Origin of the sequence: Tenggerimyces flavus (assembly GCF_016907715.1) — a bacterium.
In the GTDB taxonomy this organism is placed as follows: domain Bacteria; phylum Actinomycetota; class Actinomycetes; order Propionibacteriales; family Actinopolymorphaceae; genus Tenggerimyces; species Tenggerimyces flavus.
Map to the genome: position 1 here is coordinate 1,072,513 of NZ_JAFBCM010000001.1, position 26,694 is coordinate 1,099,206.

General features: G+C 69.1%; 20 protein-coding genes and 2 tRNA genes. 11 read left to right on the forward strand and 11 right to left on the reverse strand.

Features of this window, described 5'->3' with window-relative positions:
- Nucleotides 1–50: 50 nt before the first annotated feature.
- Entirely contained in the window at nt 51–1,739 is a 1,689-nt protein-coding gene (locus tag JOD67_RS05130) for a BCCT family transporter (RefSeq protein ID WP_307782284.1), read from the reverse strand.
- Nucleotides 1,740–2,182: 443 nt separating this feature from the next.
- On the opposite strand from JOD67_RS05130, the gene gyrB reads away from it, so the two are divergent.
- The 6 genes from gyrB to JOD67_RS05155 all read left to right on the forward strand — a co-directional run bounded on the left by gyrB (nt 2,183) and on the right by JOD67_RS05155 (nt 8,071).
- Nucleotides 2,183–4,261 carry a DNA topoisomerase (ATP-hydrolyzing) subunit B gene (gene gyrB, locus JOD67_RS05135; protein ID WP_372442320.1) on the forward strand — a complete coding sequence of 693 codons (2,079 nt, stop codon included), beginning with the start codon at nt 2,183–2,185 and terminating at the stop codon, nt 4,259–4,261.
- A 70-nt stretch (nt 4,262–4,331) separates the two neighbouring features.
- A complete protein-coding gene (gene gyrA / locus JOD67_RS05140) occupies nt 4,332–6,911 on the forward strand; it encodes a DNA gyrase subunit A (protein WP_205122870.1) in 2,580 nt (859 codons plus the stop codon).
- 257 nt (nt 6,912–7,168) lie between these two features.
- The gene (locus JOD67_RS05145; protein ID WP_205115756.1) at nt 7,169–7,648 is read left to right on the forward strand and encodes a DUF3566 domain-containing protein; all 480 of its coding nucleotides are present in this window, start codon (nt 7,169–7,171) and stop codon (nt 7,646–7,648) included.
- Between the two features lie 66 nt (nt 7,649–7,714).
- Nucleotides 7,715–7,789 (forward strand) — tRNA-Ile (locus tag JOD67_RS05150).
- 28 nt (nt 7,790–7,817) lie between these two features.
- Nucleotides 7,818–7,949 carry a DLW-39 family protein gene (locus JOD67_RS39830; protein ID WP_239553727.1) on the forward strand — a complete coding sequence of 44 codons (132 nt, stop codon included), beginning with the start codon at nt 7,818–7,820 and terminating at the stop codon, nt 7,947–7,949.
- A 49-nt stretch (nt 7,950–7,998) separates the two neighbouring features.
- Nucleotides 7,999–8,071 (forward strand) — tRNA-Ala (locus tag JOD67_RS05155).
- 936 nt (nt 8,072–9,007) lie between these two features.
- Here the strand turns inward: JOD67_RS05155 and JOD67_RS05160 are convergent.
- Nucleotides 9,008–9,865, reverse strand: coding sequence for an alpha/beta fold hydrolase (locus JOD67_RS05160; RefSeq protein WP_205115757.1), 858 nt, complete (start codon nt 9,863–9,865; stop codon nt 9,008–9,010).
- A gap of 62 nt (nt 9,866–9,927) precedes the next feature.
- On the opposite strand from JOD67_RS05160, the gene JOD67_RS05165 reads away from it, so the two are divergent.
- Complete coding sequence (locus tag JOD67_RS05165; protein ID WP_205115759.1) at nt 9,928–10,590, forward strand: TetR/AcrR family transcriptional regulator; 663 nt, start codon at nt 9,928–9,930, stop codon at nt 10,588–10,590.
- A 34-nt stretch (nt 10,591–10,624) separates the two neighbouring features.
- Here JOD67_RS05165 and JOD67_RS41695 read toward each other — a convergent pair whose 3' ends face one another.
- On the reverse strand, nt 10,625–13,318 hold the full coding sequence (locus JOD67_RS41695; protein ID WP_205115761.1) for a helix-turn-helix transcriptional regulator: 2,694 nt from the start codon (nt 13,316–13,318) through the stop codon (nt 10,625–10,627).
- A gap of 74 nt (nt 13,319–13,392) precedes the next feature.
- Between JOD67_RS41695 and JOD67_RS05175 the strand changes: the two genes are divergently transcribed.
- Nucleotides 13,393–14,892, forward strand: coding sequence for a hypothetical protein (locus JOD67_RS05175; RefSeq protein ID WP_205115763.1), 1,500 nt, complete (start codon nt 13,393–13,395; stop codon nt 14,890–14,892).
- Nucleotides 14,893–14,902: 10 nt separating this feature from the next.
- On the opposite strand, the gene JOD67_RS05180 is transcribed toward JOD67_RS05175, so the two are convergent.
- Genes JOD67_RS05180 through JOD67_RS05195 form a run of 4 tightly spaced genes read right to left on the reverse strand, consistent with a single transcriptional unit; the run spans nt 14,903 to nt 18,378 of the window.
- Nucleotides 14,903–15,484, reverse strand: coding sequence for a hypothetical protein (locus JOD67_RS05180; RefSeq protein ID WP_205115765.1), 582 nt, complete (start codon nt 15,482–15,484; stop codon nt 14,903–14,905).
- Between the two features lie 5 nt (nt 15,485–15,489).
- Nucleotides 15,490–16,233 carry a 3-keto-5-aminohexanoate cleavage protein gene (locus tag JOD67_RS05185; RefSeq protein WP_205115767.1) on the reverse strand — a complete coding sequence of 248 codons (744 nt, stop codon included), beginning with the start codon at nt 16,231–16,233 and terminating at the stop codon, nt 15,490–15,492.
- 9 nt (nt 16,234–16,242) lie between these two features.
- A complete protein-coding gene (locus JOD67_RS05190) occupies nt 16,243–17,391 on the reverse strand; it encodes an MFS transporter (protein ID WP_205115769.1) in 1,149 nt (382 codons plus the stop codon).
- A gap of 3 nt (nt 17,392–17,394) precedes the next feature.
- Nucleotides 17,395–18,378, reverse strand: coding sequence for a helix-turn-helix domain-containing protein (locus JOD67_RS05195; RefSeq protein ID WP_205115771.1), 984 nt, complete (start codon nt 18,376–18,378; stop codon nt 17,395–17,397).
- A gap of 44 nt (nt 18,379–18,422) precedes the next feature.
- Between JOD67_RS05195 and JOD67_RS05200 the strand changes: the two genes are divergently transcribed.
- On the forward strand, nt 18,423–22,493 hold the full coding sequence (locus JOD67_RS05200; protein WP_205115773.1) for a S8 family serine peptidase: 4,071 nt from the start codon (nt 18,423–18,425) through the stop codon (nt 22,491–22,493).
- A 1-nt stretch (nt 22,494) separates the two neighbouring features.
- Here the strand turns inward: JOD67_RS05200 and JOD67_RS05205 are convergent, their stop codons facing one another.
- Together JOD67_RS05205 and JOD67_RS05210 are read right to left on the reverse strand one after the other, a co-directional pair.
- Nucleotides 22,495–22,920 carry a GNAT family N-acetyltransferase gene (locus JOD67_RS05205; protein ID WP_205115775.1) on the reverse strand — a complete coding sequence of 142 codons (426 nt, stop codon included), beginning with the start codon at nt 22,918–22,920 and terminating at the stop codon, nt 22,495–22,497.
- A gap of 47 nt (nt 22,921–22,967) precedes the next feature.
- On the reverse strand, nt 22,968–23,465 hold the full coding sequence (locus JOD67_RS05210) for a MarR family winged helix-turn-helix transcriptional regulator (protein WP_205115777.1): 498 nt from the start codon (nt 23,463–23,465) through the stop codon (nt 22,968–22,970).
- 95 nt (nt 23,466–23,560) lie between these two features.
- Between JOD67_RS05210 and JOD67_RS05215 the strand changes: the two genes are divergently transcribed.
- Nucleotides 23,561–24,751 (forward strand): MFS transporter, encoded by a 1,191-nt coding sequence (locus tag JOD67_RS05215; protein ID WP_205115779.1) that lies wholly within the window; start codon nt 23,561–23,563, stop codon nt 24,749–24,751.
- Here the strand turns inward: JOD67_RS05215 and JOD67_RS05220 are convergent.
- Nucleotides 24,732–25,196 (reverse strand): iron chaperone, encoded by a 465-nt coding sequence (locus JOD67_RS05220; RefSeq protein WP_239553728.1) that lies wholly within the window; start codon nt 25,194–25,196, stop codon nt 24,732–24,734. The two genes, JOD67_RS05215 and JOD67_RS05220, sit on opposite strands and share 20 nt — an antisense overlap.
- A 69-nt stretch (nt 25,197–25,265) precedes the next feature.
- Between JOD67_RS05220 and JOD67_RS05225 the strand changes: the two genes are divergently transcribed.
- Nucleotides 25,266–25,403: a hypothetical protein gene (locus JOD67_RS05225; protein ID WP_205115781.1), complete on the forward strand. Its 138-nt coding sequence runs from the start codon at nt 25,266–25,268 to the stop codon at nt 25,401–25,403.
- 107 nt (nt 25,404–25,510) lie between these two features.
- Here JOD67_RS05225 and JOD67_RS05230 read toward each other — a convergent pair whose 3' ends face one another.
- Nucleotides 25,511–26,602 carry an ISL3 family transposase gene (locus JOD67_RS05230; protein ID WP_307782728.1) on the reverse strand — a complete coding sequence of 364 codons (1,092 nt, stop codon included), beginning with the start codon at nt 26,600–26,602 and terminating at the stop codon, nt 25,511–25,513.
- Between the last annotated feature and the right edge of the window lie 92 nt (nt 26,603–26,694).

Here is a 26,694-nt window from a genome sequence, read left to right on the forward strand (position 1 = left end):
GATGCAAAGCGGAGCCGAGATAGCAACGACGCCGCCGACGCTCTTGCGGGCTACGGTTGAGTCGGCTCAGACGGCTTGCCGCCGTTGCCGTTGGTCGACTTGACCTCGAGCTTGAAGTCGCCGTCATAGTCACGTTCGCCGGCCATGACCGCCTCCTCGACGACCTCCGTGCACTTCTCCTCGCGCCGCATCAGCGGGTCCTGGCTGAGATCGCGCGCCAGCGAGACGCACAACCCGATCATCACGAGCATGAACGGGAAGCCCGCGAGGATCGTGAAGTTCTGTAACCCGGTCAACGCCTCGTTTCCGCCGTGACCGACCAGCAGCATGATCGCCGCGACCGCTCCGGTCAGCACACCCCAGAAGATGATCACCCACTTGCTCGGCATCATCGACCCGCGCTGCGACAACGTGCCCATCACGATCGACGCCGCGTCCGCGCCGGAGACGAAGAAGATCGCGACGAGCACCATCACGAGCACGCTCATCACCGCGCCGAGCGGGAAGTTCTCCAGCAGTCCAAACAGCTGGCCCTCCTGCGTACTCGCTCCCGCCAGGTCCGTGCCTCCGCGCTGCAGGTCGATCGCCGTACCACCGAAGATCACGAACCACAGCAGGGAAACCAGGCTCGGCACGAGCAGCACGCCGACCACGAACTGCCGGATCGTCCGGCCGCGGCTGATCCGCGCGATGAACAGGCCGACGAACGGCGTCCACGAGATCCACCAGGCCCAGTAGAAGACCGTCCAGCCCGCCATCCACTCCGCCATCGCGTCGCCGCCGGTCGCCTCGGTGCGCGCGGCCATCGCGGCGAGGTCCCGGAAGTAGTCGCCGACCGCGGACGGCAGGAGGTTGAGCAGAAAGATCGTCGGACCGACGACGAACACGAACACCGCGAGGGTGACGGCGAGCACCATGTTGATGTTCGACAGCCACTGGATGCCCTTCGCGATGCCGGACACCGCGGAGGCGACGAACGCGCACGTGAGCACCGCGATCACGGCGACGAGCAGCCCGCTACCGAACTGGCCGACCCAGCCGACCTCGTGCATGCCACGTCCGATCTGCAACGCGCCGAGGCCGAGCGACGTGGCCGAGCCGAACAGCGTCGCGAAGATCGCGAGGATGTCGATCACCTTGCCTGCTGGGCCGTTCGCCCGCTTCTCGCCCAACAGTGGAGCGAACGCGGAGCTGAACAGCTGCTTGCGGCCCTTGCGGAACGTTCCGTACGCGAGCGCCAACCCGACGACCGCGTAGATCGCCCATGGATGCAGTGTCCAGTGGAACAACGTCGTTGCCATCGCGGTGTCCACCGCCGCCGGCGTACCCGCCGCGGACGTTCCCGGCGGTGGTTCGGTGAAGTGACTGAGCGGCTCGGCGACGCCGAAGAACATCAGCCCGATCCCCATGCCGGCGCTGAACATCATCGCCACCCACGAGATCGTGCGGAACTCCGGCTGCTCGTCGTCGCGGCCCAGGGGGATGCGGCCGAACCGACCGAACGCGAGCCACAGGGTGTAGATGACGAAGCCCGACGCCGCGAGCACGAACGCCCACCCGACGTTGTGCTTGACCCACTCCAGCGCGGTCGAGGAGATCGAGCCGAGCGACTTGGTGGAGATCATGCCCCACACCACGAACACGAGCGTGATGCCCGCCGCGACCCCGAACACCACCCAGTCGACCCGCGCCCGCCGTCCCGCAGGCGACGCCGACACGCCGGTCACCGCCTCGGCCACACGTTGACCGGGCGTGCCCGGTCGTTCGGTCTTGGGTGATGTTCTCCGGGTCGGGCCCATCTCATCCCTCTTTCCACCGTCTTCGTTGCGATGGCCCTTACCCACGAGTTTCGCGCCGTTCAAACCCCCGGCCGCGTCTGTCGGATATCGCCGGGATCTCCGCCATCGCCGGGCGGGCGACCGCGAACGGCTAGACGGCCCGCTCGTCGCCTGAACGGGTCCGGCGTATGAAGGGGGGTACATCCGCGGCTGCTGCGACGCTCAGATTGCCCACAGGGGCCCTCCCGGAGGGGGATTGAGCCGCCGGACCAGGTACACTGGAGACCGCTACAAGGGTCGCTCCGCGTGTGGGGCGCCACGTTCCGTCGGGCGCCAGACACCACCCACGGAGCGATCTACGTGTGTCCAGATGTGTCCTCGTGGAAGCAGGAGGTCAATCCCACGTGACGACTGCCGATGACCAGCAGCCGGACCAGCCGGACGCGCAGCAGAACGGACATCCCCAGCCTACGGAAGAGCCAGCGGACGTGCCCACCGAAGAGTCGGTGGACGAGTCCGTGGCGGAGTCCGTGGCGGAGTTCGAGTACGACGCCTCCGCGATCACCGTTCTCGAGGGTCTGGACGCGGTCCGGAAACGCCCGGGCATGTACATCGGCTCCACCGGTGAGCGCGGCCTCCACCAGCTGGTCACCGAGATCGTGGACAACGCGGTGGACGAGGCGCTCGCCGGCCACTGCGACCGGATCGAGGTCACGCTGCTCGCCGACCACGGCGTCCGCGTCGTCGACAACGGCCGCGGTATCCCCACCGGCATCCACCCCGCCGAGGGCGTGTCCGCCGTCCAGCTCGTCCTGACCCAGCTGCACGCGGGCGGCAAGTTCGGCGGCGGCGGCTACAAGGTCTCCGGCGGTCTGCACGGCGTCGGCAGCTCGGTCGTCAACGCGCTCTCGAGCCGGCTCGAGGTCGAGGTGTGGAACGCCGGCTACCGCTGGACGCAGGTGTACGACCTCGGCGTACCGCGCGCTCCGCTCGAGCAGCACGAGGCGTCCGAGCGGACTGGCACGACGATCACGTTCTGGGCCAGCGAGGACATCTTCGAGACCACCACGTACTCGTACGAGACGCTGACCACGCGGTTCCGCGAGATGGCGTTCCTCAACAAGGGCCTGACGATCTCGATCCGCGACGAGCGCGTCGAGCTGACGCCCGACGGCCAGCCGCGCGAAGTCACGTACCGCTACGACGGTGGGCTGATCGATTACGTCAACCACCTCAACACGAGCAAGGACGCCGCGCACCGCAGCGTGATCTCGTTCGAGGCTGAGGACAACAACGCGCACCTGGCGCTCGATGTCGCGATGCAGTGGAACCTGTCCTATACCGAGTCGGTGCACACGTTCGCCAACACGATCAACACCCGTGAGGGCGGCGCCCACGAAGAGGGCTTCCGATCGGCCTTGACCAACGTCGTCAACAGGTTCGGCGAGGACAGCGGCATGATCAAGAAGCCCGAGGACCGGCTGTCGGGTGACGACGTCCGCGAGGGGCTGACCGCGATCGTGTCGGTGAAGCTCGAGGAGCCGCAGTTCGAGGGCCAGACCAAAACCAAGCTCGGCAACACCGAGGCGAAGCGGTTCGTCCAGAAGGTCGTCTACGAGCGGCTGCAGGAATGGTTCGAGAAGAATCCCGGCGAGGGTAAGGACGTGGTCCGCAAGGGCATCGCCGCGGCGACGGCCAGGCTCGCTGCCCGAAGGGCTCGCGACCTTACGCGCCGCAAGGGAATTCTCGGCGGTGGTGGCCTGCCGGGCAAGTTGGCCGACTGCCAATCGACAGTTCCCTCGGAGTGTGAGGTCTTCGTCGTCGAGGGTGACTCGGCGGGCGGATCGGCCAAGGGCGGGCGCGATCCGAGGATCCAGGCCATCCTGCCGATTCGCGGCAAGATCCTGAACGTCGAGAAGGCGCGCATCGACCGCGTCCTGCAGAACAACGAGGTGCAGGCGATCATCGCCGCGCTCGGCACCGGCATCTCCGAGGACTTCGATCTGGAGAAGCTGCGCTACCACAAGATCGTGCTGATGGCCGACGCCGACGTCGACGGCCAGCACATCACGACCTTGCTACTGACGCTTCTCTTCCGGTTCATGAAGCCCCTGATCGAAGCCGGGCACGTCTACCTGGCTCAACCGCCGCTCTACCGGATCCGGTGGACCAACGCGCCGCACGAGTTGGCCTACACCGACCGCGAACGCGACGCCCTCCTGGCGGCCGGTCGAGATGACGGCAAGAAGCTGCCGAAGGAGAACAACAATCCCATCCAGCGCTACAAGGGACTGGGTGAGATGGACGCCAAGGACCTGTGGAGCACGACGATGGATCCGGACAACAGGATCCTGCTGCAGGTGACCATCGACGACGCCGCACAGGCCGACGAGATCTTCACGGTCCTGATGGGTGAGGACGTCGAGCAGCGCCGTTCGTTCATCCAGCGCAACGCGAAGGACGTCCGGTTCCTCGACATCTAGACCGCCGCACGGCTTGCCAGTTTCCGTCGTATGCCCTGAAGGAAAATAGCCAGTGACTGACACCACCGAGATGCCGCCGCAGCGGATCGAGCCCCGCGACCTGCAGACCGAGATGCAGCGCAGCTACCTCGACTACGCGATGAGCGTGATCGTCGGACGCGCGCTGCCGGACGTTCGGGACGGCCTGAAGCCGGTCCACACACGCGTGTTGTACGCGATGTACGACGGCGGCTACCGGCCGGATCGCGGCTTCAACAAGTGCTCACGCATCGTCGGTGACGTCATGGGTCAGTACCACCCCCATGGCGACAGCGCGATCTACGACACGTTGGTAAGGCTCGCTCAGTCGTGGACGATGCGCTACCCGCTCGTCCAGGGGCAGGGAAACTTCGGTTCACCGGGCAACGATCCGGCCGCGGCGATGCGGTACACCGAGTGCCGGATGGCACCGCTGGCCATGGAGATGGTCCGCGACATCGATGAGGACACCGTCGACTTCCGTCCCAACTACGACGGCAAGACGATGGAACCGAAGGTCCTGCCGGCTCGGTTCCCGAACCTCCTCGTCAATGGTTCTGCCGGCATCGCGGTGGGCATGGCGACGAACATCCCGCCGCACAACTTGCGCGAGGTGGCGGCCGGAGCCCTGTGGGCGTTGGAGAATCCCGAGGCGACGCGCGAGGAGCTCCTCGAAGCGTTGATGGAGCGGATTCAGGGTCCGGACTTTCCGACCAATGCGTTGATCGTGGGTCGGCGCGGCATCGAGGACGCGTACCGCACCGGGCGTGGATCGATCACGATGCGCGCTGTCGTGAACGTCGAGGAGGACAGCAAGGGCCGTACCTGTCTCGTTGTCACCGAGCTGCCCTACCAGGTCAACCCCGACAACCTTGCCTTCCGCATCGCCGAGCTGGCGGACACCGGCAAGGTCACCGGTATCGCCGACGTCAAGGACGACTCGTCGTCGCGGACAGGTCAACGTCTGGTGGTTGTGCTCAAGCGAGACGCGATCGCCAAGGTCGTGCTCAACAACCTCTACAAGCACACCCAGCTGCAGGACAACTTTGGCGCCAACATGCTGGCGCTCGTCGACGGGGTGCCCCGGACGTTGTCGCTCGACCTGTTCGTCTCGCACTGGGTCGACCACCAGATCGAGGTGATCCAGCGGCGGACGAGGTTCCGGCTCCGCAAGGCCGAAGAGCAGGCCCACATCTACCGTGGCTTGGTCAAGGCACTTGATGCTCTGGACGAGGTCATCGCGCTGATCCGACGCAGCCAGACGACCGACGTCGCGCGGGATGGTCTGATGGAGCTCCTCGCCATCGACGACGTTCAGGCGATGGCGATCCTCGACATGCAGCTACGCCGCCTGGCCGCCCTCGAACGTCAGAAGATCGTCGAGCACCTCCAGGAGCTCGAGGTCGTCATCGCCGACCTGCAGGACATCCTCGCTTCCCCGGCACGGCAGCGTTCGATCGTGTCGGAGGAGCTCACCGCGATCGTCGAGAAGTACGGCGACGACCGTCGTACCCAGATCATCCCGGCCGACGGCGACCTCACCGCCGCTGACCTGATCCCCAACGACGATGTCGTCGTCACGATCACGCTCGACGGCTATGCCAAGCGGACCCGATCCGACCTCTACCGCTCGCAGCGGCGGGGCGGCAAGGGCGTCCGGGGCGCGGCACTCAAGGGTGACGACGTCGTCGCGCACCTGTTCGCGACAAGTAACCACCAATGGCTCCTGTTCTTCACCAACCGGGGCCGGGTCTACCGGGCGAAGGCGTACGAGCTCCCCGAGTCCGCGCGCGACGCCAAGGGCGGACACGTCGCCGGGCTGCTCTCGTTCCAGCCGGACGAGAAGATCGCCCAGGTGCTCGCGATCGAGAACTACGAGCAGGCGCAGTACCTGGCCCTCGCGACCAAGAAGGGCCTGGTCAAGAAGACCGCCCTCACCGCTTACGACTCTCCGCGGCAGGCCGGCGTGATCGCGCTGAACTTCCGGGACGAGGACGACGAGCTGATCGGCGCCGAGCTGGTCGGTCCGGACGACGAGCTGCTGCTGGTGTCGAAGAAGGCGCAGGCCGTGCGCTTCGCGGCGACCGACGACCAGCTCCGGCCGATGGGTCGGGTGACGTCCGGGGTGACCGGCATGCGGTTCCGCGCGGACGACGAGCTGCTGGCGATGGCCGTCATCCGTTCGGGTGAGGAGGCTGGACAGTACGTGTTCACGGTCACCGACGGTGGGTACGCGAAGCGGACGCCGATCACCGAGTACCGGATCCAGGGACGCGGCGGATTGGGCATCCGAGCGATGCGCATCACGTCCGCTCGGGGGTCACTGGTGGGGGCGATCGTGGTCACCGACAGTGATCAGGTCCTGTGCGTGAAGGCGAGTGGCCAGGTCACTCGTTCGCCCGTGGCGGACGTTGCGGCCAAGGGCCGTGACACCATGGGAGTCATCTTCGCGGGAGTCCGGGAGGGCGACGCCGTCGTTGCGATAGCGCGCAACACAGAGGACGATGCCGTAGAGGACTCGGAGGACGAGCAGTCAGAGTCCGCCGATGGGACGGCCGGTGAGCAGCCGGTTGACCAGACCGAGGCCCCCGAAAACGGCGCCGGGGCCGACAGCCAGGAGGACAGCACGTGACGCTGAACGGCAGGGATGACGACACGATTGCGCAGGTCATCCCGACCGCGACAGGTCCGAACGGGCGTTCCGCCCAGCAGGTCCGCCCGGGTCAAGGGCGCCCCGACCCGCTTCGCCCCGATTCGCACCGTCCCGATCCCAATCGTCCCGAGCCGCGGATGGATCGCGGGCGACCCGACCAGGTCCGCCCCGCGCCCACTCCGCCCCAGCCGGGCGGCTTGCGGCCCGGGGACACGGGGCAGTTCCCCCGGCCCCCGATGGGGCCGGATGCGGGACTGGGCGAGGTCCGTACCGACCGCCCCACGTTCCAGCCACCCGCCTCGCCTACGCCGGCGGCCGCCCCCGGCCCGCAGCTGCCCCGCAGCCGTGTCCGCCGCGCCCGCCTGCGTGCGGTCCGGCTCGACCCGTGGTCGGTGATGAAGACGGCGTTCCTGCTGTCAATCGCGTTCGGCATCATGACGATGGTCGCGGTCTTTGTGATCTGGAACGTCCTCGACGCGGCGGGTGTGTACGACTCGATCAGCCGCACCGTCGATGGCGTCCTGGCGAGCCCGAACGCGGAGCCGTTCAACCTCAAGGACTTCATCGGCCTCGAGCGGGTGCTGGGAATCACGTCCCTGGTGTGCGTCGTGGACGTGGTCTTGATCACAGCCCTGGCCACACTGGGCGCCTTCCTCTACAACCTCTCCGCCAGCCTCCTCGGCGGCGTCGAGGTCACGTTGGCCGAGGAGGACTAGGCCGGCTCAGAACCCATTTTCTGCGCCCGGTAGGCTTGCGGTACGCTGCCTGCTCGGTGCAGCAAGGGGCCTATAGCTCAGTTCGGTTAGAGTGCTTCCCTGATAAGGAAGAAGTCGGTGGTTCAAGTCCACCTAGGCCCACAATTTCTCTGGCGTGAGGAGTCAGGTGATGAAGAAGGTCATCCTCGCAGCGGTCGTCATCGCCGGGGGCTGGTTCGTGTACAAGCGACTCCAGGCCGGCCGCGCCGAAGAAAACCTGTGGGCAGAGGCAACAGACCCCATCACCCCCTCCTCCCACTAACCCCCACCACCACCTCCGCGGCGCCCACCACCTCCCCGCGCCGCCTCCCGGGGGCGTAGCTCAACTGGCAGAGCACTGCCTTTGCAAGGCAGGGGTTAGGGGTTCGAGTCCCCTCGTCTCCACACACGACTAAGGCCCCGGGTCAACCGGCTGTCCGGCGGCCTGGGCCACTCTCGTTCCGAGGCGGAAATCGGCGCTCATGCCAAGTCCGTGCCAGATCTCACTTGGTCGCACGCGGCTCGGCCAGGGCCGCAAGATCGATGTGAAGCGTTCAGGGAGTCGGCGACGACGACTCGGTCTTGCGGGCGCTTGGCCCCTCATCGGCCGCGTCGGGACGCACCAATCTAGAGGCGCGGCATCCTGGCACAATGGCCAAGCCTTTATCACGGAACCGTGTGCACGGTGACCGATTGTGGGACGACCAGGGCCGTGTCTGGACCTGCACCAGGGCCGCCTGGGCGACAGCGCGGGATATCGAGCACGTCTTGCGCACAGGCAAACGCATTGTTGTGCAGGGCTTCGGCCGGCCAATGATCTGGGTTCCGCCAGAACATTGCGAGGCATGCTGGACGTCGATCCGTCAGCACTTGGAGTCACGCGAGGCGTCCCACGGCCCGGAGCCCGACGCCGAAGGCCTCACCTATATCGCCAGGATCTGGCAGAGCGGCGAGGACCGCCTCCTTGCATTCGAGGCGTGCTGCTAGCCGTCCCGGACCCCTGCTGGTGCCGTCCTCCTCGCACGCCAGTCTTCGGTGTCCACTTCACGCGTCAAGGGCGCCTTGCGGCGTCACTTCGTGATCTTCGACCCTTGACCTCCTCCACTACTGTCTACGGGCTGGCAGTTGCGAGGACGACGGCGACGGACCTGCATCCGAGTGAGCACGCCGTACTACGCGGCGCACCAGGCACACATTTGCAAGGCTGGGGTTAGGGGTTCGAGTCCCCTCGTCTCCACCATCCTCGACCTACTTGCGTGCAACAGATGTCACGTAATCAGTCGATCAACGTCACCGCCGGCGTCCCCGGGCACCTGGCCGCTTGGTACGCCTGCTCCGTCTTCAGACCGAGGTGGTGATCTGGTGGCGGCTGATGAAGGTGGCCGCAAGGCGGCCGAGTGTCGCGGGATCCCGGAGTGGCAGTAGGTGATCGGTGCCGGGGACTGTGGTCGTCTCGGTGTCGGCGGCCAGCATCGCGGCGAGGTGGGCGCTGATCGCATGGACCATGGGTGGGCTGTCGCCGCCCTGCACGAAGAGCACGGGTTGGGTGACCCTCGACCCGACGGCTTGGTCGAACGTCCAGTGCTGAACGGCGGGGACCTCGTCGCGGAAGAAGAAGCCGCAGTCGCGCTCCGCGCGCTGGAGGCCCTCCGGACCGAGGGCGGCGAGCAGCACGTCACGATAATCCTCGGCACACACCTGACGCATGAACGAGTCGAACAGAGGCCGTAGATCGGTACTCTCCCGGGCCAGAGCCGCCATCGCTCGGTAGGACTCGCCGATGCCGGCAGCCTCAGTAGGCGGCGCGAGGGCGGGCGCGATGGCCGGCTCGACGAGCACGAGGCTCTGCACCAGCTCAGGGCGGTCGGCCGCGAGCTGGAGGCAGATCAACGATCCCGAGGAGTGCCCGAGAACGTGGGCTCGCCGGATCTGCAGGCTGTCGAGGACGGCTGCGCAGTGCCGCGCATGGTCGGCGATCGTCAGGTGCTGACCCGGCGGTGGCGCTGTCGTGTCGTACCCGACCCGACGCGTCTCCAGCACGCGGAAGTCCCTGACCGTGGCGTCGCCAGCCAGCGGAGCGAACCACGCATCGAACACCCCCGCATGGACGAGCAGCAGCGGCTCGCCCTTACCTCGTTCGACGAACTCCACCCTCTCCCCGCCGACGTCCAACCGGTGCACTACCGCATTGCCGTTCATCACGCCGCCCCCCTCAATTGGTACCACCAAGACTTAATTGACCTGAGTGCTACTGTAGCGACATGGCACGTCCCGTCAACCCCACCGCCCGCAAGTACCGCTCCACCGTCCGCACCGAGCAGGCCCAGCTCACCCGCCGGCGGATCCTGGACGCCGCGACCCGGCTGTTCGTGACGAACGGCTATGCCGGCACGACGGTCAACGCGGTCGCGGCCGAAGCCGGCGTCGTGGCCGAAACGATCTACTCCACCTTGGGGGGCAAACGAGGACTCCTGGAAGGTGTCATCGACGCCACGATCGTCGCCTACCTGGCACCGCTCCACGACCCAGATCACGATCGATCGAGTCGATGGGCAGAGATCGATCGCCTCAGCAGTGCACGCGAACGGTTGCGCGCCTGGGCAGAGCTGGTCTGTCAGATCCTCGCCCACACCAGCCCGATCCACGCCCTGATCCGAGGCGCCGCGGACGGCGAACCCTTCGCGCTGCAACTGCGTGAACGACTGTTACGGGAGCGCCTCGCTGACATCACCATGTCGGTCGAGAGGTACGTCGGCGACGCCCTGCGTCCCGGGCTCACCGTGGCCCAAGCCAGTGCACGCGCCTGCGCCCTGGCCAGCCCTGAGCTGCATCACCTTCTCACCGTCGAGCTCGGCTGGACACCGCCACAGCATCAAGCGTGGCTGTGCGAGCTCCTCCAAGTCGAGCTGCTCGGACCTGAATAGGTACCGGTTCGGGTGAGCAGGTCGACCATGCCCTCTAGGTGGGGCGGCGGGTGGCGAGGGTGGCGAGTTCGGTGCGGTTGGTGATCTCGAGCTTGGCGAAGATGTGGGCCAGGTGGGCCTTGACGGTGCCGCGGCTCATGAACAATCGGGCCGCGATCGCTGGGTTGTTGAGGCCCTCAGCGACCAGGCGGGCGACGTCGAGCTCGGTCGGGGTCAGGCTGGCCCAGCCGCTGGTGGGGCGGCCCCGGGTGCCGCGGGTGCGGCGGCAGAGGGCGACTGCTTCGTCCAACGACATCGTCGAGCCGTCCGACCAGGCCTCCTCGTACGCCTCGTCGCCCAGGGCAGCGCGCAACCGGGCGCAAGTCTGGTCGAACGCTGTCTGGGCAAACGCCGGGCGCGGCAGCATCGAGGCGGCGGAGGCCGCCGCGAGCGTACGGACGTCGTCAGGCGCCGGTCGGAGAACGCTCGCGACCGACGCGATCGCCTCCAGGCTGACCGGCAGGAACGCGCGGAGGCCGTGGTCGACGCGTTCGGCCAGCGCCGCGTGATGCAGGTCGAGAGCAACGCCGAGCTGATCCGGAGAGCGAGCAACTAGCGCGCCTCGGACGTCGAGCGCCGCCGCCCGGACGAACGGCAGGTCGAAGTGGTCGGCGAGCTCCAACGCGCGCGAGACCGTCGCCGCAGCCTCGTCCAACCGGTCCAGAGCAAGCAGCGCGGCAGCCAGCCCCGGTAGCGCGTGGGCGGCCAGCCAGGTCGGCGATCCGCCGTCGGTCGAGCCCGCCTCCCGCGAGAACCACCCCACCGCCGCCAACGGGTCGCCGCCGAGCAGGCTGAGTACGCCCATCGTGCGCGCGAGACCAGGTACCCAGGGAGACGCGCCGGACTCGTCGACCAGCCGAAGGTCCGGATCCACCGTCGCCAGCGCGCCCTCCACATCTCCCGTCAAGCCCTGGATCATCGCCAGCGTCGACCGCGCCCCGCCGATCCGCAGGTAGTCACCGAGCGGCTCCGCGAGCCGAAGGGCCGACAACGCCAGGTCGCGGGCATCACCAACGGAACCCGCATACAAACTGCCCAGGGCCCGATAAGACAACAAGGTCGACGCCACCCCGCGGTGCCGGCGCAGCAGGATCGGCAGTGCAGCCTCCGTGACCGAAGCCGCCTCGACGTGCCGGTCCCGCAGGTGGAGCACGATCGCTTGCAGAGCAGGCGAAGCACCGAGGACGAACGAGTTGCCGGAAGCCTTGGCCGCCTCAGAGGCGACCTCGCACAGGGACCAAGCCGCGTCGAAGTCGGTGTAGAACCGGCCCACCGCGGCAAGCGTCAGGCACAGAGCACGCAAGCCCTCGTCGCCGAGCTCGGTGGCGAGCTCCAGCGCCCGCGTGGCGGCGTCGTACTCCAGGTCCAGCGGCGCCGCCGTGTCCGCGACCAACGCGATCCCCGTCAGCAGCCGAGCCTGCGTGAGCGAATGGTCAGCAGGCGCACGTGAAACGGCCCGGCGCAGGTACCCGATGCCCTCGCGACCGAGCCGGTCCAGGTGCCACATCCACGGCAGCGCCGCCGCGAGCCGGCGACCGTCCGTGGGATCCGCCGCCGCGAGGCCCCACTCGAGGGCCGCGCGCAGGTTCGCGTGCTCAGGCAGGATCAACGCCTGCCAGGCGTCGAGGTCCTGTTCGAGAACGGCCTCCGCAGACTCGGCGAAGCGCACGCACCAGGCCACGTGGGCGTCGCGTACGGCCGCGTCCTCCCCCGACTCCAGCAGCCGGGCGGCGGCGTACGCACGGATCGTCTCGAGCAGCCGGTACCGGATGGCGTCGCCGTGTCGTTCGGTCATCACCAGCGACTTGTCGACCAGCCGGCCGATCGCGGGCAGCGACAGCTCGGCCACCGCGTCCAGCCCGAACGACCCCGCGAACACAGCCAGCCGCCGGAACAGAACCCGATCGCCCTCGTCCAGCAGCGCGTGACTCCACCCGATCGACCCGGCGAGCGTCTGCTGCCGCCGCTGGGCCCCGCGCGGACCTCGCACGAGCAGCCGGAACCGATCATCCAGACCGGAAAGGATCTGCTGCGGCGTCAGGCTCCCCAGCCACGCCGCGGCCAGCTCCAACGCGAGCGGGATTCCATCGAGGTGAACGACGATCTTCCGCACAGCCGCCTCGGAGTCCGGATCGAGAACGAACGACGGCTGGACGTGCATCGCGCGATCGACGAACAGCTGTACGGCGTCGTCGTCCTCCAGCGGCGGCACCCGCCAGACGACCTCCCCCGGAACGCGCAGTGGCTCCCGGCTGGTGACGAGCAACGTGAGGTCCGGACAAGAGCGCAACAGCTCAGCGGCGAGCGAAGCGACGGCATCGATCAGATGCTCGGCGTTGTCGAGGCAGAGCAGTACGCGCCGTCCAGTGAGCCCGGCGACCAGCGAACCCAGAGGCTGAACGGGGACGCCGACCGCGCCACCCACGGCCTCGGCGACCGAATCGTCCGGAGCCAGTAGCGAAAGGTCGACAAACCACACATCGTCGGCAAACAGAGCGGTGTGCGCGGAAGCGGCCTCGAGCGCCAGCCGGGTCTTCCCCGCGCCGCCAGGCCCGGTCAGCGTCACCAGGCGCGCGGTCGCCAGGAGCTTGTCGACCGCGGCCAGATCCGAGGCCCGGCCGATGAACGAGGTGAGCTGGACCGGCAGGTTCATCGAGCGCTCAGTGTGCCAGCCGCGGGAGTTGGCCACCTGGCCGATGTTCCGCTCGCGCGATTCGCGAACGCTGGGAGCATCCCCGACGAGCAACCAAGGAGTCCCACGAAATGTCTGCCAACGCCACCAGACCGCTCACCGTCTCCACCAAGAACCCGCGCTACTTCACCCACCAGAGCGACGACACGGGAAGCGCCGTCTACCTCACCGGCTCGCACATCTGGAACAACTTCCAGGACGGCATGGGCCCCGGCGCCGAGGCGCCCGACGAGCCCGAGCGCTCCGACTTCGACGCATACCTGAGGTTCCTCACCGAACGCGGCCACAACTTCATCCGGCTCTGGCGCTGGGAGCAGTTCCGGTCCCAGGCCGCCGGCGGCAACTACCACCTCGACATGTCGCCCCAGCCCTGGGCGCGTACGGGCGACGGCTCGGCCAAGGACGGCAAGCCGAAGTTCGACCTGACCCAGTTCGACGACGCGTTCTTCACCCGGCTGCGGACCCGTGTCGAGGCGGCCGGCAACGCGGGCATCTACGTCGGCGTCCTGCTGTTCGACGGCTGGGCGCTGCACCTGAGCCCGCCGCCCGACCACATCGAGGGCCATCCGTTCCATGCCATGAACAATGTCAACGGCGTGGCCGCGGCCTCGATCGACGACCTGCAGGTCCTGCCGCTGAGCGACCAGATCCGCGAGTTCGAGGAGGCCTTCATCAAGAAGGTCGTCGACACGCTCCACGACCTGCCGAACGTGCTGTGGGAGGTCGCGAACGAGTCGACGGGCGACGGCCAGCTCACCGAGGAGTTCGCCGCGTTCCTCGGCATGGCCAAGGCGCCGGTCTACGGCGACTCCACCCAGTGGCAGTACTGGGTCATCGACACTGTCAAGGCGCACGAAGCGGCGCAGGGGTACGACACGCATCCGATCGGGATGTCCATGCAGTTCCCGGTCGCCAACCAGACCCGCGTGAACGAACCGCTCCTGAACAGCGAGGCCGACTGGATCGCGCCCGGCTTCGACGACGAGCGGTTCGCGAACGGCGGCCACCCCATGTCCCCCGGCTCCGAGCCGTCCCACTGGCTCGTCGACCCGCCCATCAACAAAGGCCGGAAGATCGTTGTCAGCGACACCGACCACTACACCCAGGGCGGCGACGCGCTGTGGGCGTGGAAGACGTTCCTCCGCGGCAACCACCCGATCCTCATGGACTACGGGCTGATCGGCGGGTTCGAGCCCGACCCCAACGCCGGTCCGGAGCAGGGCGTGCCGCCGTTCGGGTTCTACGAGCCGGCCAGGTTCGCGATGGGCGACACCCGAAAGTACGCCGAGCGCGTCGGGCTGATCGACCTGGAGCCGAGCCTCGACGTCTCCTCGACGCGGTACGCGCTCGCGAACGCCGGGCAGGAGGTCCTCACGCTCGAGCCCACTGGCGACGGCGCGGCGTTCACGGTCACGCTCGAGCCGGGCACGTACGCCGTCGAGTGGTTCGACGTCGACAAGCGCACTGCTGACACTGCCGACCCGATCGAGGTCACGGCAGCCGGCCCGGTGGACTTCACCGCCCCGTTCACCGGCGCCCCCGCCGTGCTCTACCTCCGCCGAAGCGCCTGACCCCTCGAAGCTAGATCTCGCGCCAGGTCTCGGCGAACGCCAGCATCGCGGTGCTGCCGAACCAGCCCTCCGGCTGGTGGACCTCGCCGCGCGCCGCGACTCCGTTCACCCGGACCTCGGCCGCGGCGGCCGGGCGCGCGACGACCGAGGTCTCGAAGCCGGTGAGCCGGGTCGTCACCAGGCGGGTGTCGAGGAGGTCCCGCCACTCGAGCTCGATCGTGGTGTCCGCGGCGACGCAGGTGATCCGGTGGAACGCGTCGCCGCCGGACACCTCGACGAACCGGGCCGCGGCGGGCGGGTCGGTCTCGATGCCGCGGCCACGGATCGTGTCGTAGTCGCGGTAGAAGTTCTCCCAGACGTACTGGGCGAGCTCCGGGTTGTCGGTGTAGATCCCGATCGGCGCCTCGGAGCCGAGGCCGGTCTCGTCGGGATCGGCCCAGATCAGCAGCGCGCGCCCCGTACCGACGGGCGACCACTGCGCGGTCCAGATGCTCACCAGCACGACCATGTCGTCGCTGCCGGGGCGATACAGAACGATCATCGGGTTCTCGCCGGCGATCTTGATGCCGTGCTGGGTGACGGGCTCGAACATGCCCCTCAACGTAGCCGGGTCGCCAGGGCGACCGCTGCCTCCACGAGCTGGGCGTTGTTGTCGGCCCGGCTGCCATCGGGAAGCAGGACGGAGTCCTCGAAGCCGACGCGGGTGTCGTGGCCGCGCCGGAACGCGTCCTCGACCAGCGGCCAGGTCCAGTCGTTCATGCCGTGCGTCAACCGAGGACAGGTGGAGCCGGCGGCGTCGAGCGCGTCGTTGAGCTGGCTCGCGACATCGAGGGGCGAGCCCTGCAGGAAGTACGGCTCCCCCGGGTCGAGCTCGATGCTCACCCGTTGCGCGCTCGGCAACACCCCGGACGCCAGCAGCCGGTCCAGCTCGACCGGCGCCCACAGGCCGACGTCGATGCCGACACCGACCTCGAGCATCGCCGCCATGACCTGCTCGAAGCCCGCCTCGGACAGGTTGACGGTGGCGCAGTCGACGCCCTCCCACTCACGGATCATCGCGATGCGTTCGGCGACGTCCGGGACGATCCACGCGCCGGTTGTCAGCCCGATCTCGATCGCGACGCCGGCCTCGGCAGCGACCGCCCGCACGTCGCGGCAGGTCTCGTTGACCACAGCGGGGAGCAGCGTCTCCACCCCGGCGGCGTCGCGTACGTGCAGGTGCACACCCTCCGCACCCGCCGCGAAGCACGCCCGAAGCTCGGTCAGCAGCTCGTCCCGGGACAGCGGCATATTGGGGTGAACGTCCTTGCCCCACGGGCCATTCGGTGTGACCTGCAACATGACGGCATCCTAAGCCGCAGTGCGCGTCCTGGCTCGATGGACCAGCACGAGGCACCCGGCGGCCAGGACGAGGAACGCCGGCATCACGCCGAGCGCGGCCTTCAGCGAGGTCGCGTCCGCGAGCGTTCCGACCGTGAGCGGCGCGATCAGAACGGCGAACGAGCCCGCGGACACGGCCCGTCCGCTCGCGAGCACGGCCCGCTCTGGCACGAGCGCGACGGTCAACGACATGCCCATCGGGAACAGGTTTCCGATGCCGATCCCCACCAGGACAAGGCCGATCAGCGCCTGGACGAGCTGCGTCGAAGGCCAGAGGATCGCGAACCCCACCGCGGCGACGACGAGCGCGTACGCCAGCAACCGGGTCGGGTCGTGCCGGTGTGCCAACCTGCTCCCCGCCATCCGTCCGACGAGGACCCCACCGAAGTAGCCGGCCATCACCGCGATCGCCACGTCGGCAGGTAGCTCGACGGCCGCCTCGACGAACGACGCTCCCCAGGCTGTGATGCACCACTCGGCCCCGACCACACAGAAGAGCATCGTCGCCGCGATCCAGAACACGCCCGGCAGCCGGCCGCGTACCACCCGCGCGTGCGTCGCTTCGACCGTCAATCCACGGTTGCGCCACCACATCAGCGCGGGGACCGCGAGCACCGCCAGCACGGCCACGCGCCAGCTCATGGTGAGCGCCGCCGTCGCCGACAGCACCGCGATGAGGACGAGATAGGAGCTGCTGGCGGCCACGTTCGCCTCGGCCAGGGCGACCGCCCGCAGCGCGCCATGGTGGTCGGCGAGGCCGGCCTGGACCGTGGCGAGCAGCAGCCCACCGCCGAAACCCATCACGCCGACCGACCCGATCGTCACCGCGGCGACGGATCCGGCCGTCAACCCGACGGCTCCCGCGCCCATCAGGACGGCCGCGAACCAGAGCAACCGGACCCGGCCGAGGACACTTTCGAGCCAGGCGGAGAGCAGGCCCGCGACGATGGCGAAGGCCGAGAACGCCGAAAGGTGCAATCCCGCCACCGCGTAGCTGATCTCCAGCTCGTCCCGCAGGTAGGCGAGGACGAGCCCGGGAGCTCCTTGCAGGTAGGCGAAGTAGGCGAGCAGCACGTACGCGACCCAGGTGAACCTGTCGCGATGGAACGTCGAGGCCATCCGCTACCCGCTCGTCGACAGCGGGAGCAGGCCGGTGCGCGCGGCCTGGAGGACGACCTGCGCGCGGCTGTCGGCGCCGACCGTACGCATCAGCCGTTGGATCCGGCGCTGGACCGTGCGCCGCGAGACGCCCAGCTGCCTTGCCAGCGCGTCGTCCTTCAGCCCCGCCGCGAGCAGCGTGAGCAGGTCACTGTCGTCCGGAGCGTCCACGCTCCCGGCCATCGGCGTGGCCGCCTGCCACAGCGACTCGAACAGCGCGCACAGCGCGTCGAGCAGTGGCGAGGCGTTCACGAGCACGATCCCGTCGATGCCGGGCCGGGTGAAGCCGAGCGGAACGATCGCATGCCGGCGGTCGGCGATCATCAGCTTCGTCGGCAGCCCGTCCCGGACACGCGCCTCCTCGCCCAGCTCGCGCAGCCGGCCGATCGTGGCCAGCTGGCCGGGCACCTCGAGCGCGCTGCGGTCGTAGATCACCCGCGCCCGTACGCCGCGTTCCAGGTGCTCGACCTCCGCGGCCGTCACCTGATGGGAGGCCGCGTACGGAGGCGTGTCGAGCACCAGGATCTCGTCCTGCGCGGCCCGCTGCAGCTGCGTGACCCGTTGCAGGACCGCGTCCTGCCCGACGACCACCTCCACCAGGTCGAGCGGGTCGGTCGAGCCGGTCGCGTGCGCGAAGCGCGCCTGGTACGCGGCCGTCGCCGCCCGGACGCGGTCGAGCTCGTCCGCGCGCTGCCGCAGCAGGATGCCGAGCGCGAGCTCCGGCGCCGTCGCGAAGTACCGCACCGGCCGGCTCGCGGACCGGGTCACCAGGCCGCGGTCCTCGAGCTCGCGCAGCGCCTCCTTGACGGCGGCCTGGCTGGCCCCGGAGCCACGGGTCACTTCGGCGGCGGACTGGCCGGGTCGGTCGAGCAGCCCGCCGTACACCTGCTCGGCCAGGTCGCCGATCCCCAGCACGGCGAGGGTGTGGCTAGTTTGCGTCACTGTCATATCTGCGCCACCCATCGAGGTCGAAGCGAGCCTACCTTGAGTGCGTGCGCATCCCCGCTCTCGCGACCGTACTGGTCGCCGCCACGGTGCTCCTCACGCCGTCCGCCCATTCCAGCGACCTGGACACGGTCCGCGTACTCGTCGAGCTCGACGGCGCGCCGACCCTTGCCCGGGCGTCGACGAACGCCGTCCGCGCCGAGCAGAACGCGGTGGTCGCCGACGCCTCCGCCGCTGGTGTCGAGCTCGATGTCACGCGGAGGCTCACGGCCGCGTACAACGGTCTCGTCGCCTCCGTTCCGCGTGCCGAGCTCGCCACGCTACGCGGTGTCTCTGGTGTGAAGGCGGTGCACGAGAACACGACGTACGCGCTGACCCTCGACGACAGCGTCCCGCTCGTGCGCGCGCCGGACGTGTGGAAGCGCCCCGACCCTGCCGGCAAGCAGGCAGACGGCACCGGCATGACAGTGGCGATCATCGACAGCGGCATCGACCACCGGCATCCCGACTTCGGTGGTCGCGTGGTCGGCGGGTACGACTTCGTCAACGACGACCCGGACCCGATGGACGACAACGGGCACGGCACACACGTGGCCGGGATCGTCGCCGCGAACGGCAAGGTCCGCGGCGTCGCGCCCGGCGCCACCCTGGTGGCCTACAAGGCGATGGACCAGTACGGCAACGGGGAGCTCGTCGACATCATCGCCGCGCTCGACCTGGCGGTCGCACCGGACAACCCGCACCGCGCGGACGTGGTGAACCTCAGCCTGTCCGGTCCCGGCGACGGCACCGACCCGATGTCCGTCGCCGCCAACCGCGCGGTCGCCGCGGGCGTGGTCGTGGTCGCGTCGTCCGGCAACGCCGGCCCCGGCGCGGGGACGGTCAGCTCGCCCGCCTCCGCCGACGGCGTGCTCACAGTGGGGGCGAGCGCGAGCGGCATCACGGTGCCTGAGGTGGCGATGGTCTCGCCGTCGCGGCAGGACCTGCGCGGCGTGCGGCGTCCGTACTCGGCCAACCCCTCGGCTGCTCCCGTGCGCGCCGAGGTCGTGGACATCGGCGAGTGCCGGCCGGAGGACTACGCGGGCAAGGAGGTTGCCGGCAAGGCGCTGCTGTGCCATGCGTACGTGCCGTTCGCGCAGGAGCTCGAGCTGGCGACGTACGCGCAGGAACGGGGCGCGGTGGCGATGTTCTTCTTCATCCCGGACTCGTGGGGCGTGCCGCAGGCGACCGCGGCACAGGAGCACGCGTTCACGACTGGTCGCGACGACGGTCGGCTCGACTCGATCGTCGCGATGCAGCTTCCCGGTGCGAGCGCGGCGACGCTGACGCACCAGCTCGCGGGCGGCAGTGTCAAGGTGGAGTTGACGGCGGTCGACGCGACCGACGAGCTGGCGGACTTCAGCTCGCGCGGTCCGACGCCGCGGTTCGCCGCGAAGCCCGAGCTGGTCGCTCCCGGCGTGGAGATCCTGTCCACGTTGCCGAACGGCTCCTACGGTCGCGCAAGTGGGACGAGCATGTCCGCGCCGCACGTCGCGGGTGCGGCGGCCCTTGTACGCCAGCTGCATCCGACCTGGTCGGTCGCGCAGGTCGACTCGGCGCTCGCAGGTACGGCGCATCGGCTCGCGCTGGATCCGCTGCTCGCGGGTGCTGGCCGGCTCGATGTGCTCGCGGCCGCGACGGCTCGGGTGGTCGCCAACGTACGGACCGTGTCGTTCGGGCTCGCGGACCTGTCGAAGGCGCGGATCACGCGTACTTCCGACCTGTCGTTGACGAATGTCAGCGGGGCGGACGTTCCTGTGAAGCTGTCGGTCGAACGATCGGGCGGCCTCGACGCTTCGGTCTCCGTCGAGGCGGGCAAGTCGAGGATCCCGCGCGGCGACAGCCTGTCAGCCCAGCTGCGGGTGTCCCTGTCGACGCCTTCCGCTGACGGGGAGGTCAGCGGTTGGGTTCTGGTCGATGTCGGCCGGGACGGTTCGACGGATCTGCGGATCCCTTACCTGCTTGCCGTTCGGCACCTGCAGGTCAGCGCGTCGCCCGACGCCGTACCCGCGGGCGCTTCGACGAACGTGTTCGTCCGCAGCCCGGTGGACCTGACCGCCGCGCCTTCTCTTGCCGTGGAGTGCCCGGGGCGCCCGGTGCAGCGGCCGGTGCTCCAGCCCGCGGGCACGCGCACGTGGCGGGTGAACGTGCCGGTGGGATCGGACGGCGTGTGCGAGCTGCGTACCGTCGGCCGGACCTCGTCGGTGACGATCACCGGCGAGAACGCGGTCGAGGTCGCGGAGACGCCACTGCCGGGCGACTCCGGCTGGCAGCCCGTCGGACCCAACGCGGAGGCGGGCTTCCTCGCGCTCGGCGCGAACGGCAACCGGCTGGCCGTCCTGCCGACTGGGTCGACGAGCACGTTCGTCACCGATGATCTGCGTACCTGGCGGGAGATTCGCACGATGCCCGTCGCCGGCGGGACGACCGTCGGCGTCGAGCCGGACCCCGCACACGGCGACGCGCTGTACGTCGCGGTGAACGGTCGACCCGCCGATCTCACGTACCAGGGCAAGGTGCTGTTGACACCCGACGGCGGTACGACCTGGCGGACGTTGCCCGGCCCCGACGCGCAGATCGACGCGATCGCGCTCGACGCTGGCGGTGCTGCGCTCGCGGTCGCCGACGCCGCTGGCGTGCGCGTGACGACCGACCAGGGCACGACGTGGAACCAGCTGCCGAAGAACTGGACGCTCCTGTACGACCTGCACTGGATCGGCGCCGACCTGTACCTCGGCACGAACCGAGGCCTGCAGGTGATCCGCAACGCGGCGACCGCGCCGGACGGGCCGAAGCAGCTGTTCCAGCCGCCGCCGCTCGGCTGGGTCGCGCGGGTCGCGGGTGATGCTCAGACGATCGTGGTCGCGAGCTACCCGAGTCCCTGGCTGTACACGTCGACCGATGGTGGCGCGACGTTCCAACAGGTGTTGCAGAAGACCGGCATCAGCTTCCAGGACGTCGAGCTGGTGGGTGACGAGATCTACGCCCTGCAAGGCGGTTCGCACCTGTGGGTCGGCGCTGATCGCGGCAAGAGCTGGACGTCGTGGGGCGACCCGAACCGGAACGGGGTGGAGTACGACTTCACCCGGCGTGCTGACGGCACCGCCTACGTGTCGTCGTCCGGGACTGGCGTCTTCGAGGTGACGGCGCCGGGGACGTACGCGCGCCGAGGTGTGCCCGCGGCGAACGTGTACGACCTGGCTGTCAGCGGGTCGAAGCTGGTGGCGGGGACGTTCCGCGACACGTTCCGGACGCCTGTTCCCGCGTCGGGGCTGGAGTGGGAGTCGTCGGGCGGGGAGGGGACGCTCGGACGGCAGGCCAGGTTCCTGGGGGTGTCGCGGACGGATCCGAACGTGGTCTTCAAGGTGCTGGCGGGCGGGCCTTCGTTCGCCGTTTCTCGAAGCCTGGATGGCGGTGCGACCTGGCAGGAGCTGACGCGACCGACCGAGGTGCCGACGTCGCTGCTCGTGCATCCGGCCGATCCGCGGCACATCTATGTCGGGTACTGGAGCATCGTCGGGTTCGGGCTGGTGGAGAGCAAGGACGGCGGCGCGACGTGGCGGAAGGTCGACCACGGGCATGCCTTCAGGGCGCTGGCTGGGCACCCGACGAACCCGAAGCGGCTCTGGGCGGGCGACGAGACCGGGCTGTACCGGTCGGACGACGGCGGGCTCTCGTTCCGGCAGCTGTCCTCGGTACCGGTGACGGCGCTCTCGGTGAACCCGCGCGACGGCGACCAACTCGTCGTGGGGGGTCGCGGGCTGTACGTCAGTCGCGATGGTGGACGGACGCTGCGCGAGGCGATCCAGCCGGGGCTGGACATGTGGGTGACCGACCTGGTGGTGGATCCGAAGGTGCCGTCGCGGGTGTACGCCGGCCTGGGCGCGTTCTACGACTCGATGGGCCTGCTGCACTCCGGCCGCGGGGTGTTGCGGAGTACGAACGGCGGGACGAGCTGGAAGTCGATCGCCGCCGGCTTGGACAACCCCAACGTCACCAGCCTGGCGGTGGATCGCGACGGGAGGTACCTCTTCGCCGGAACGTCCGGAGGCAGCACCCACCGCCTCCGCCTGCGCTGAGTCAGAGCTCCCTGGCGAACTCGACGGCCGCCCGCGCCAGGGCGTACGACACTCCACGCCGCCGGTAGCCGCGGCGGGTGACGAAGCAGCTGACCGTCCAGACGTCCTCGTCGTCGGGATCTTCCTGGCGGTCGGCCCAGACCAGCCGGCTCTTGAGCAGGCGGACGTACGTCGAGCGCGGCGCGACCGCGCACCAGCCGACCGGCTCGTCGTCGAGGTAGGCGACGAGGCCTGTCGTTCCCGCTGCCTTGGGATCGCCGAAGTGGCTTTGCCCCTGGAGTAGGTCGGCGCGCTGGGCGGGCGATCTCTCTCGATGCTCGGCCGGCGTCGACCTGAACCACTGGCACTGACACCGCGCGGCATCGCCACCGGCGAAGACCAGCTGCACATCGTCGGCGGAGGCCTCGTTGGCGGGGACGATCCTCATCGCCGCGACGCTAACAGCCGAACCGGACACCCGCTGTCTTGTTCCTCTCAGGCCGGCGAGTCCCCTAGCGCCACCAGTAGCTGGCGCAGAGTCTCCGCCAGCTGGGCACGCTGCTCAGTGGACAACGAGGCGAGGATCCGCTCCTCGTTCGCCACGTGGTCGGGTAGCGCCGCGTTGATCAGGGCAAGGCCCTCGTCGGTCAGCGCGACTACCACGCCGCGGCCGTCGGAGTCGCTCGGCGTACGCGTCACCCAACCCCGAGCCTCCAGGCGGTCCAGCCGCTGGGTGATCGCGCCCGACGTCACCATCGACGCCCGCATCAGGCCGGCCGGCGTCAGCGCGAACGGCGGACCGCTCCGCCGCAGGGTCGCGAGCATGTCGAACGCGCCCCGGTCGAGCCCGTGCGCGCTGAACGCCTTCTCCAGCTCCGTCCCCACCAGCCGCGACAGCCGGGACAGCCGCCCGATCACGCCCATCGCCGAAACGTCCAGGTCAGGGCGTTCCCGCGCCCACTGATCGAGCACGAAGTCCAAATGATCCGCCAACGCAGACACGTCCCCTCTTGGCAAGTCGCTTAGCACTAAGCTACATTTGCTTAGCGCTAAACAAAATCCTACCAAGACCTCGAGGGGCACCCGAGATGACCGCCACCGCAGCACCCGCCCAGCACACCGAACGCGTCCCGCTCAAGAGCTGGCTCGCCGTCACCGCCGTCACGCTCGGCACGTTCCTCGTCGTCACCGTCGAGAACCTGCCGATGGGCCTGCTCACCGCCATCGGCGCCGGCCTGCACGTGACCGACGGACAGGTCGGCTTCATGGTCACGGTCTCCGGCCTCGTCGCCGCCGTCACCGCCGCGGTCCTGCCCGTCGCGATCAAGCGCGTCGACCGCAGGCTCGTCCTGCTCGGCCTGATTCTCCTTGCGGCGTTGGCGAACGTCGTCGTCGCGATCACCCCCGACTACACGGTCCTGATCGGCGCGCGCTTCCTTGTCGGCATCAGCATCGGCGGCTTCTGGTCGCTCGCGGCCGGTATCGGCGTCCGCCTCGTTCCCGGCCACGCCGTGCCAAGAGCACTCTCGATGGTCTTCTTCGGCGCGATGGCGGCGAACGTCCTCGGCGTCCCCGCCGGCACCCTGCTCGGCAGCCTCACCCACTGGCGCGTCGCGTTCGCCTCGCTCGCCGGCCTCGCGCTCGTCCTCCTCGTGGCGCTGGCGATCCTGCTGCCGAAGCTCCCGGCCACCGAGCCCGTCCGGCTGCGGACGCTCGCCGATCAGCTCCGCGTGCCGGCCGTAAGGGTCGGCGTCCTCGCGACGTTCCTGCTGGTCAGCGGCGCGTACGGGGCGTTCACGTTCGTCAGCCCGATCCTGCAGGACATCTCCGGCGTCGGCCCGAAGGCGATCGGCCCGCTGCTGTTGGCGTACGGCCTCGCCGGCATCGCGGGCAACTTCCTCGCCGGTGCCGCCGCGGCCCGCAACACCCGCGGCACGATCATCGCGGTCAGCGTCCTGCTCGCCGCCGTTCTCGCGCTCTTCCCGGTCGTCGGTGGGAGCCCGATGAACGGCACGATTCTTCTTGTCCTGTGGGGAATGGCGTTCGGCGGCCTGCCCGTGAGCGTGCAGACCTGGATCCTCAAGGCCGCACCGAACGCGACCGAGGCGGCGACCGGGCTGAACACCTCGATGTTCAACCTCGCCATCGCCCTCGGCGCGCTGCTCGCCAGCTCCGTCGTCGGCGCGATCGCCGTCAGCGGCGTCCTGTGGCTGGCCGCGGCTCTCGTCGTCCTGACCGTCGTCGCCATGTGGCGGACAGCTAGCCAGCGGCCTTCTTGATGAGCGCGCCGAGCTTCTTCTCGTCGGCGGCCGAGAGGTCCAGCAGCGCGAACGAGGTCGCCCACATCGTGCCGTCGTCGAGGTTCGCCGGCTCGTTGAAGCCGAACGTCGCGTACCTGGTCTTGAACTTCGCCGTGGCCTGGAAGAAGCAGACGACCTTGCCCGCCTGGGTGGCCCACGCGGGCTGCCCGTACCAGGTCCGCGGCACGAGGTCCGGCGCGTTCTGCTGGACGAGTGCGTGGATGCGCTCGGCCATCGCGCGGTCCGCGGGCGGCATCTCGTCGATCGCCGCGAGCAGGTCCGACTCTCCGTCGGCCTTGCTGGCCGCGCCACGCTTCGAGGCCGTCCTCAGCTCCTTGGCGCGTCCCTTCATGGCGGCTCGTTCCTCGGCGGTGAAGTTGGTCTCGGGCATCTCGGGCTCCTTCAGCAGGACTTCGGTTTCCAACGATCTCGATGTTAGGGAGCGCGCCAGCACGGGCGCTTCTCGAAACCTGATCGATGTACGGTCGAAGCCATGAGCGAGGACGACGAGGGCGGCAGCCCGGTCTGCTTCCTCCCGAACGTCTGCCCCGCCTGCGGCCGGCTCACCGACACCGAGCCGCGGCCGGACACCTGCCCCGAGTGCGGCGCCGACCTCCCCGACGTCTACTGAGCGGTCGGCACGGCCTAGCCTTGGCCTAGCCTCGGTCTTTCGTCCGGCGGTGGGTTCGCCGGTCCGGCCCCGCCCCGCCTTGGAGCCAATGATCATGTTTACAGGCTCTACGCAGCCAAGCGTGGTGTGCGGTGTCTGATGTGGGTGGCTGCGGGTTTGGGTGGCCAGTCTATGTCGGCGCAGGCGAGGAGGATGCGGGCGCGGTAGTTGGTGAAGCTGCGGAAGCCGAAGCCGATGCGTTTGATCTTCTTGATGATGGTGTTGGTGCCTTCGGTGGGGCCGTTGCTGGCGTAGGGGTGGTCGGCTCGGGCGAGGATGGGGTCGCGCCACTCGGTGAGGGTGTTCGCCAGGGTCGCTAGTTCGGGGATGTCGTCGTGGTGGGCGTAGTAGCGGGCGTCGGCGATGAGCCGGTCAAGGCGTGCGGTGACCCTTGTTTTGTTGGGGAAACGCTGCCTCGCCGTGGTGTCGACGCGTTGGTAGAGGTGGCGGAGGCGGTGGGCGATCTCCCAGGTGGCGCCGACCTGGCCGGTGGGGTCGTGGTCGAGTAGGACGGTGCGCAGTCGGGTGGCGCGGTGTCCGTCGGGGGTGAAGGCCTCGGGTTTGCTGCGCAGCAGCCGCAGTGTGTCGTGCAGGGGGTCGCCCTTGCGGCCGCGGCGGCCGAGTTGGTCGAACTGGACCCGGCGGCGGACCAGTTCGGTCGTGTCGGTGCCGAGTTTGACCAGGTGGAAGGCGTCGAGCACCACGCTGGCCTGCGGCAGCCCGGTCCGTAGCCCGGACCGGTAGGAGCGCAGCGGATCACACACCGCGGCCTGGATACCGGCCCGCCAGGCCGGGTCCCGGTGGGCGAACCAGTCGGACACGATCCGGCCGGTGCGGCCCGGCAGCACATCGAGCAGCTTCCCGCGGCCGACGTCGACGATGGTGGTGCAGAACCGCATCCACTGCACCGGCCCACGGGCCCCGAACACGTGCTCATCGACGCCGACCGCGGTCACCGCACGCGCCTCCGGTGGCCGGCGCAGCGCCTTCGCGGCGGCCACGACGGCGGTGTTGACCGTGCCCCACGACACACCGAACTCCGCGGCCACCGTCGCCACCGCGGACTGGTCCTGACCGACCCGGCGCACCGCCTCGGCCACCGCCCGCTCGGTCATACACCGCCGCGGCCGAATCAGCTCACTCGTCTCAGACCACGTCACCGCCGTCGCCGTGGTCGTCGTCGTCGTCGTGGCCGTGGCCGTCGCCGTGGTCGTTCTTCCTTGCAGGCAACGAGGTTCGCGGCATCGCCACA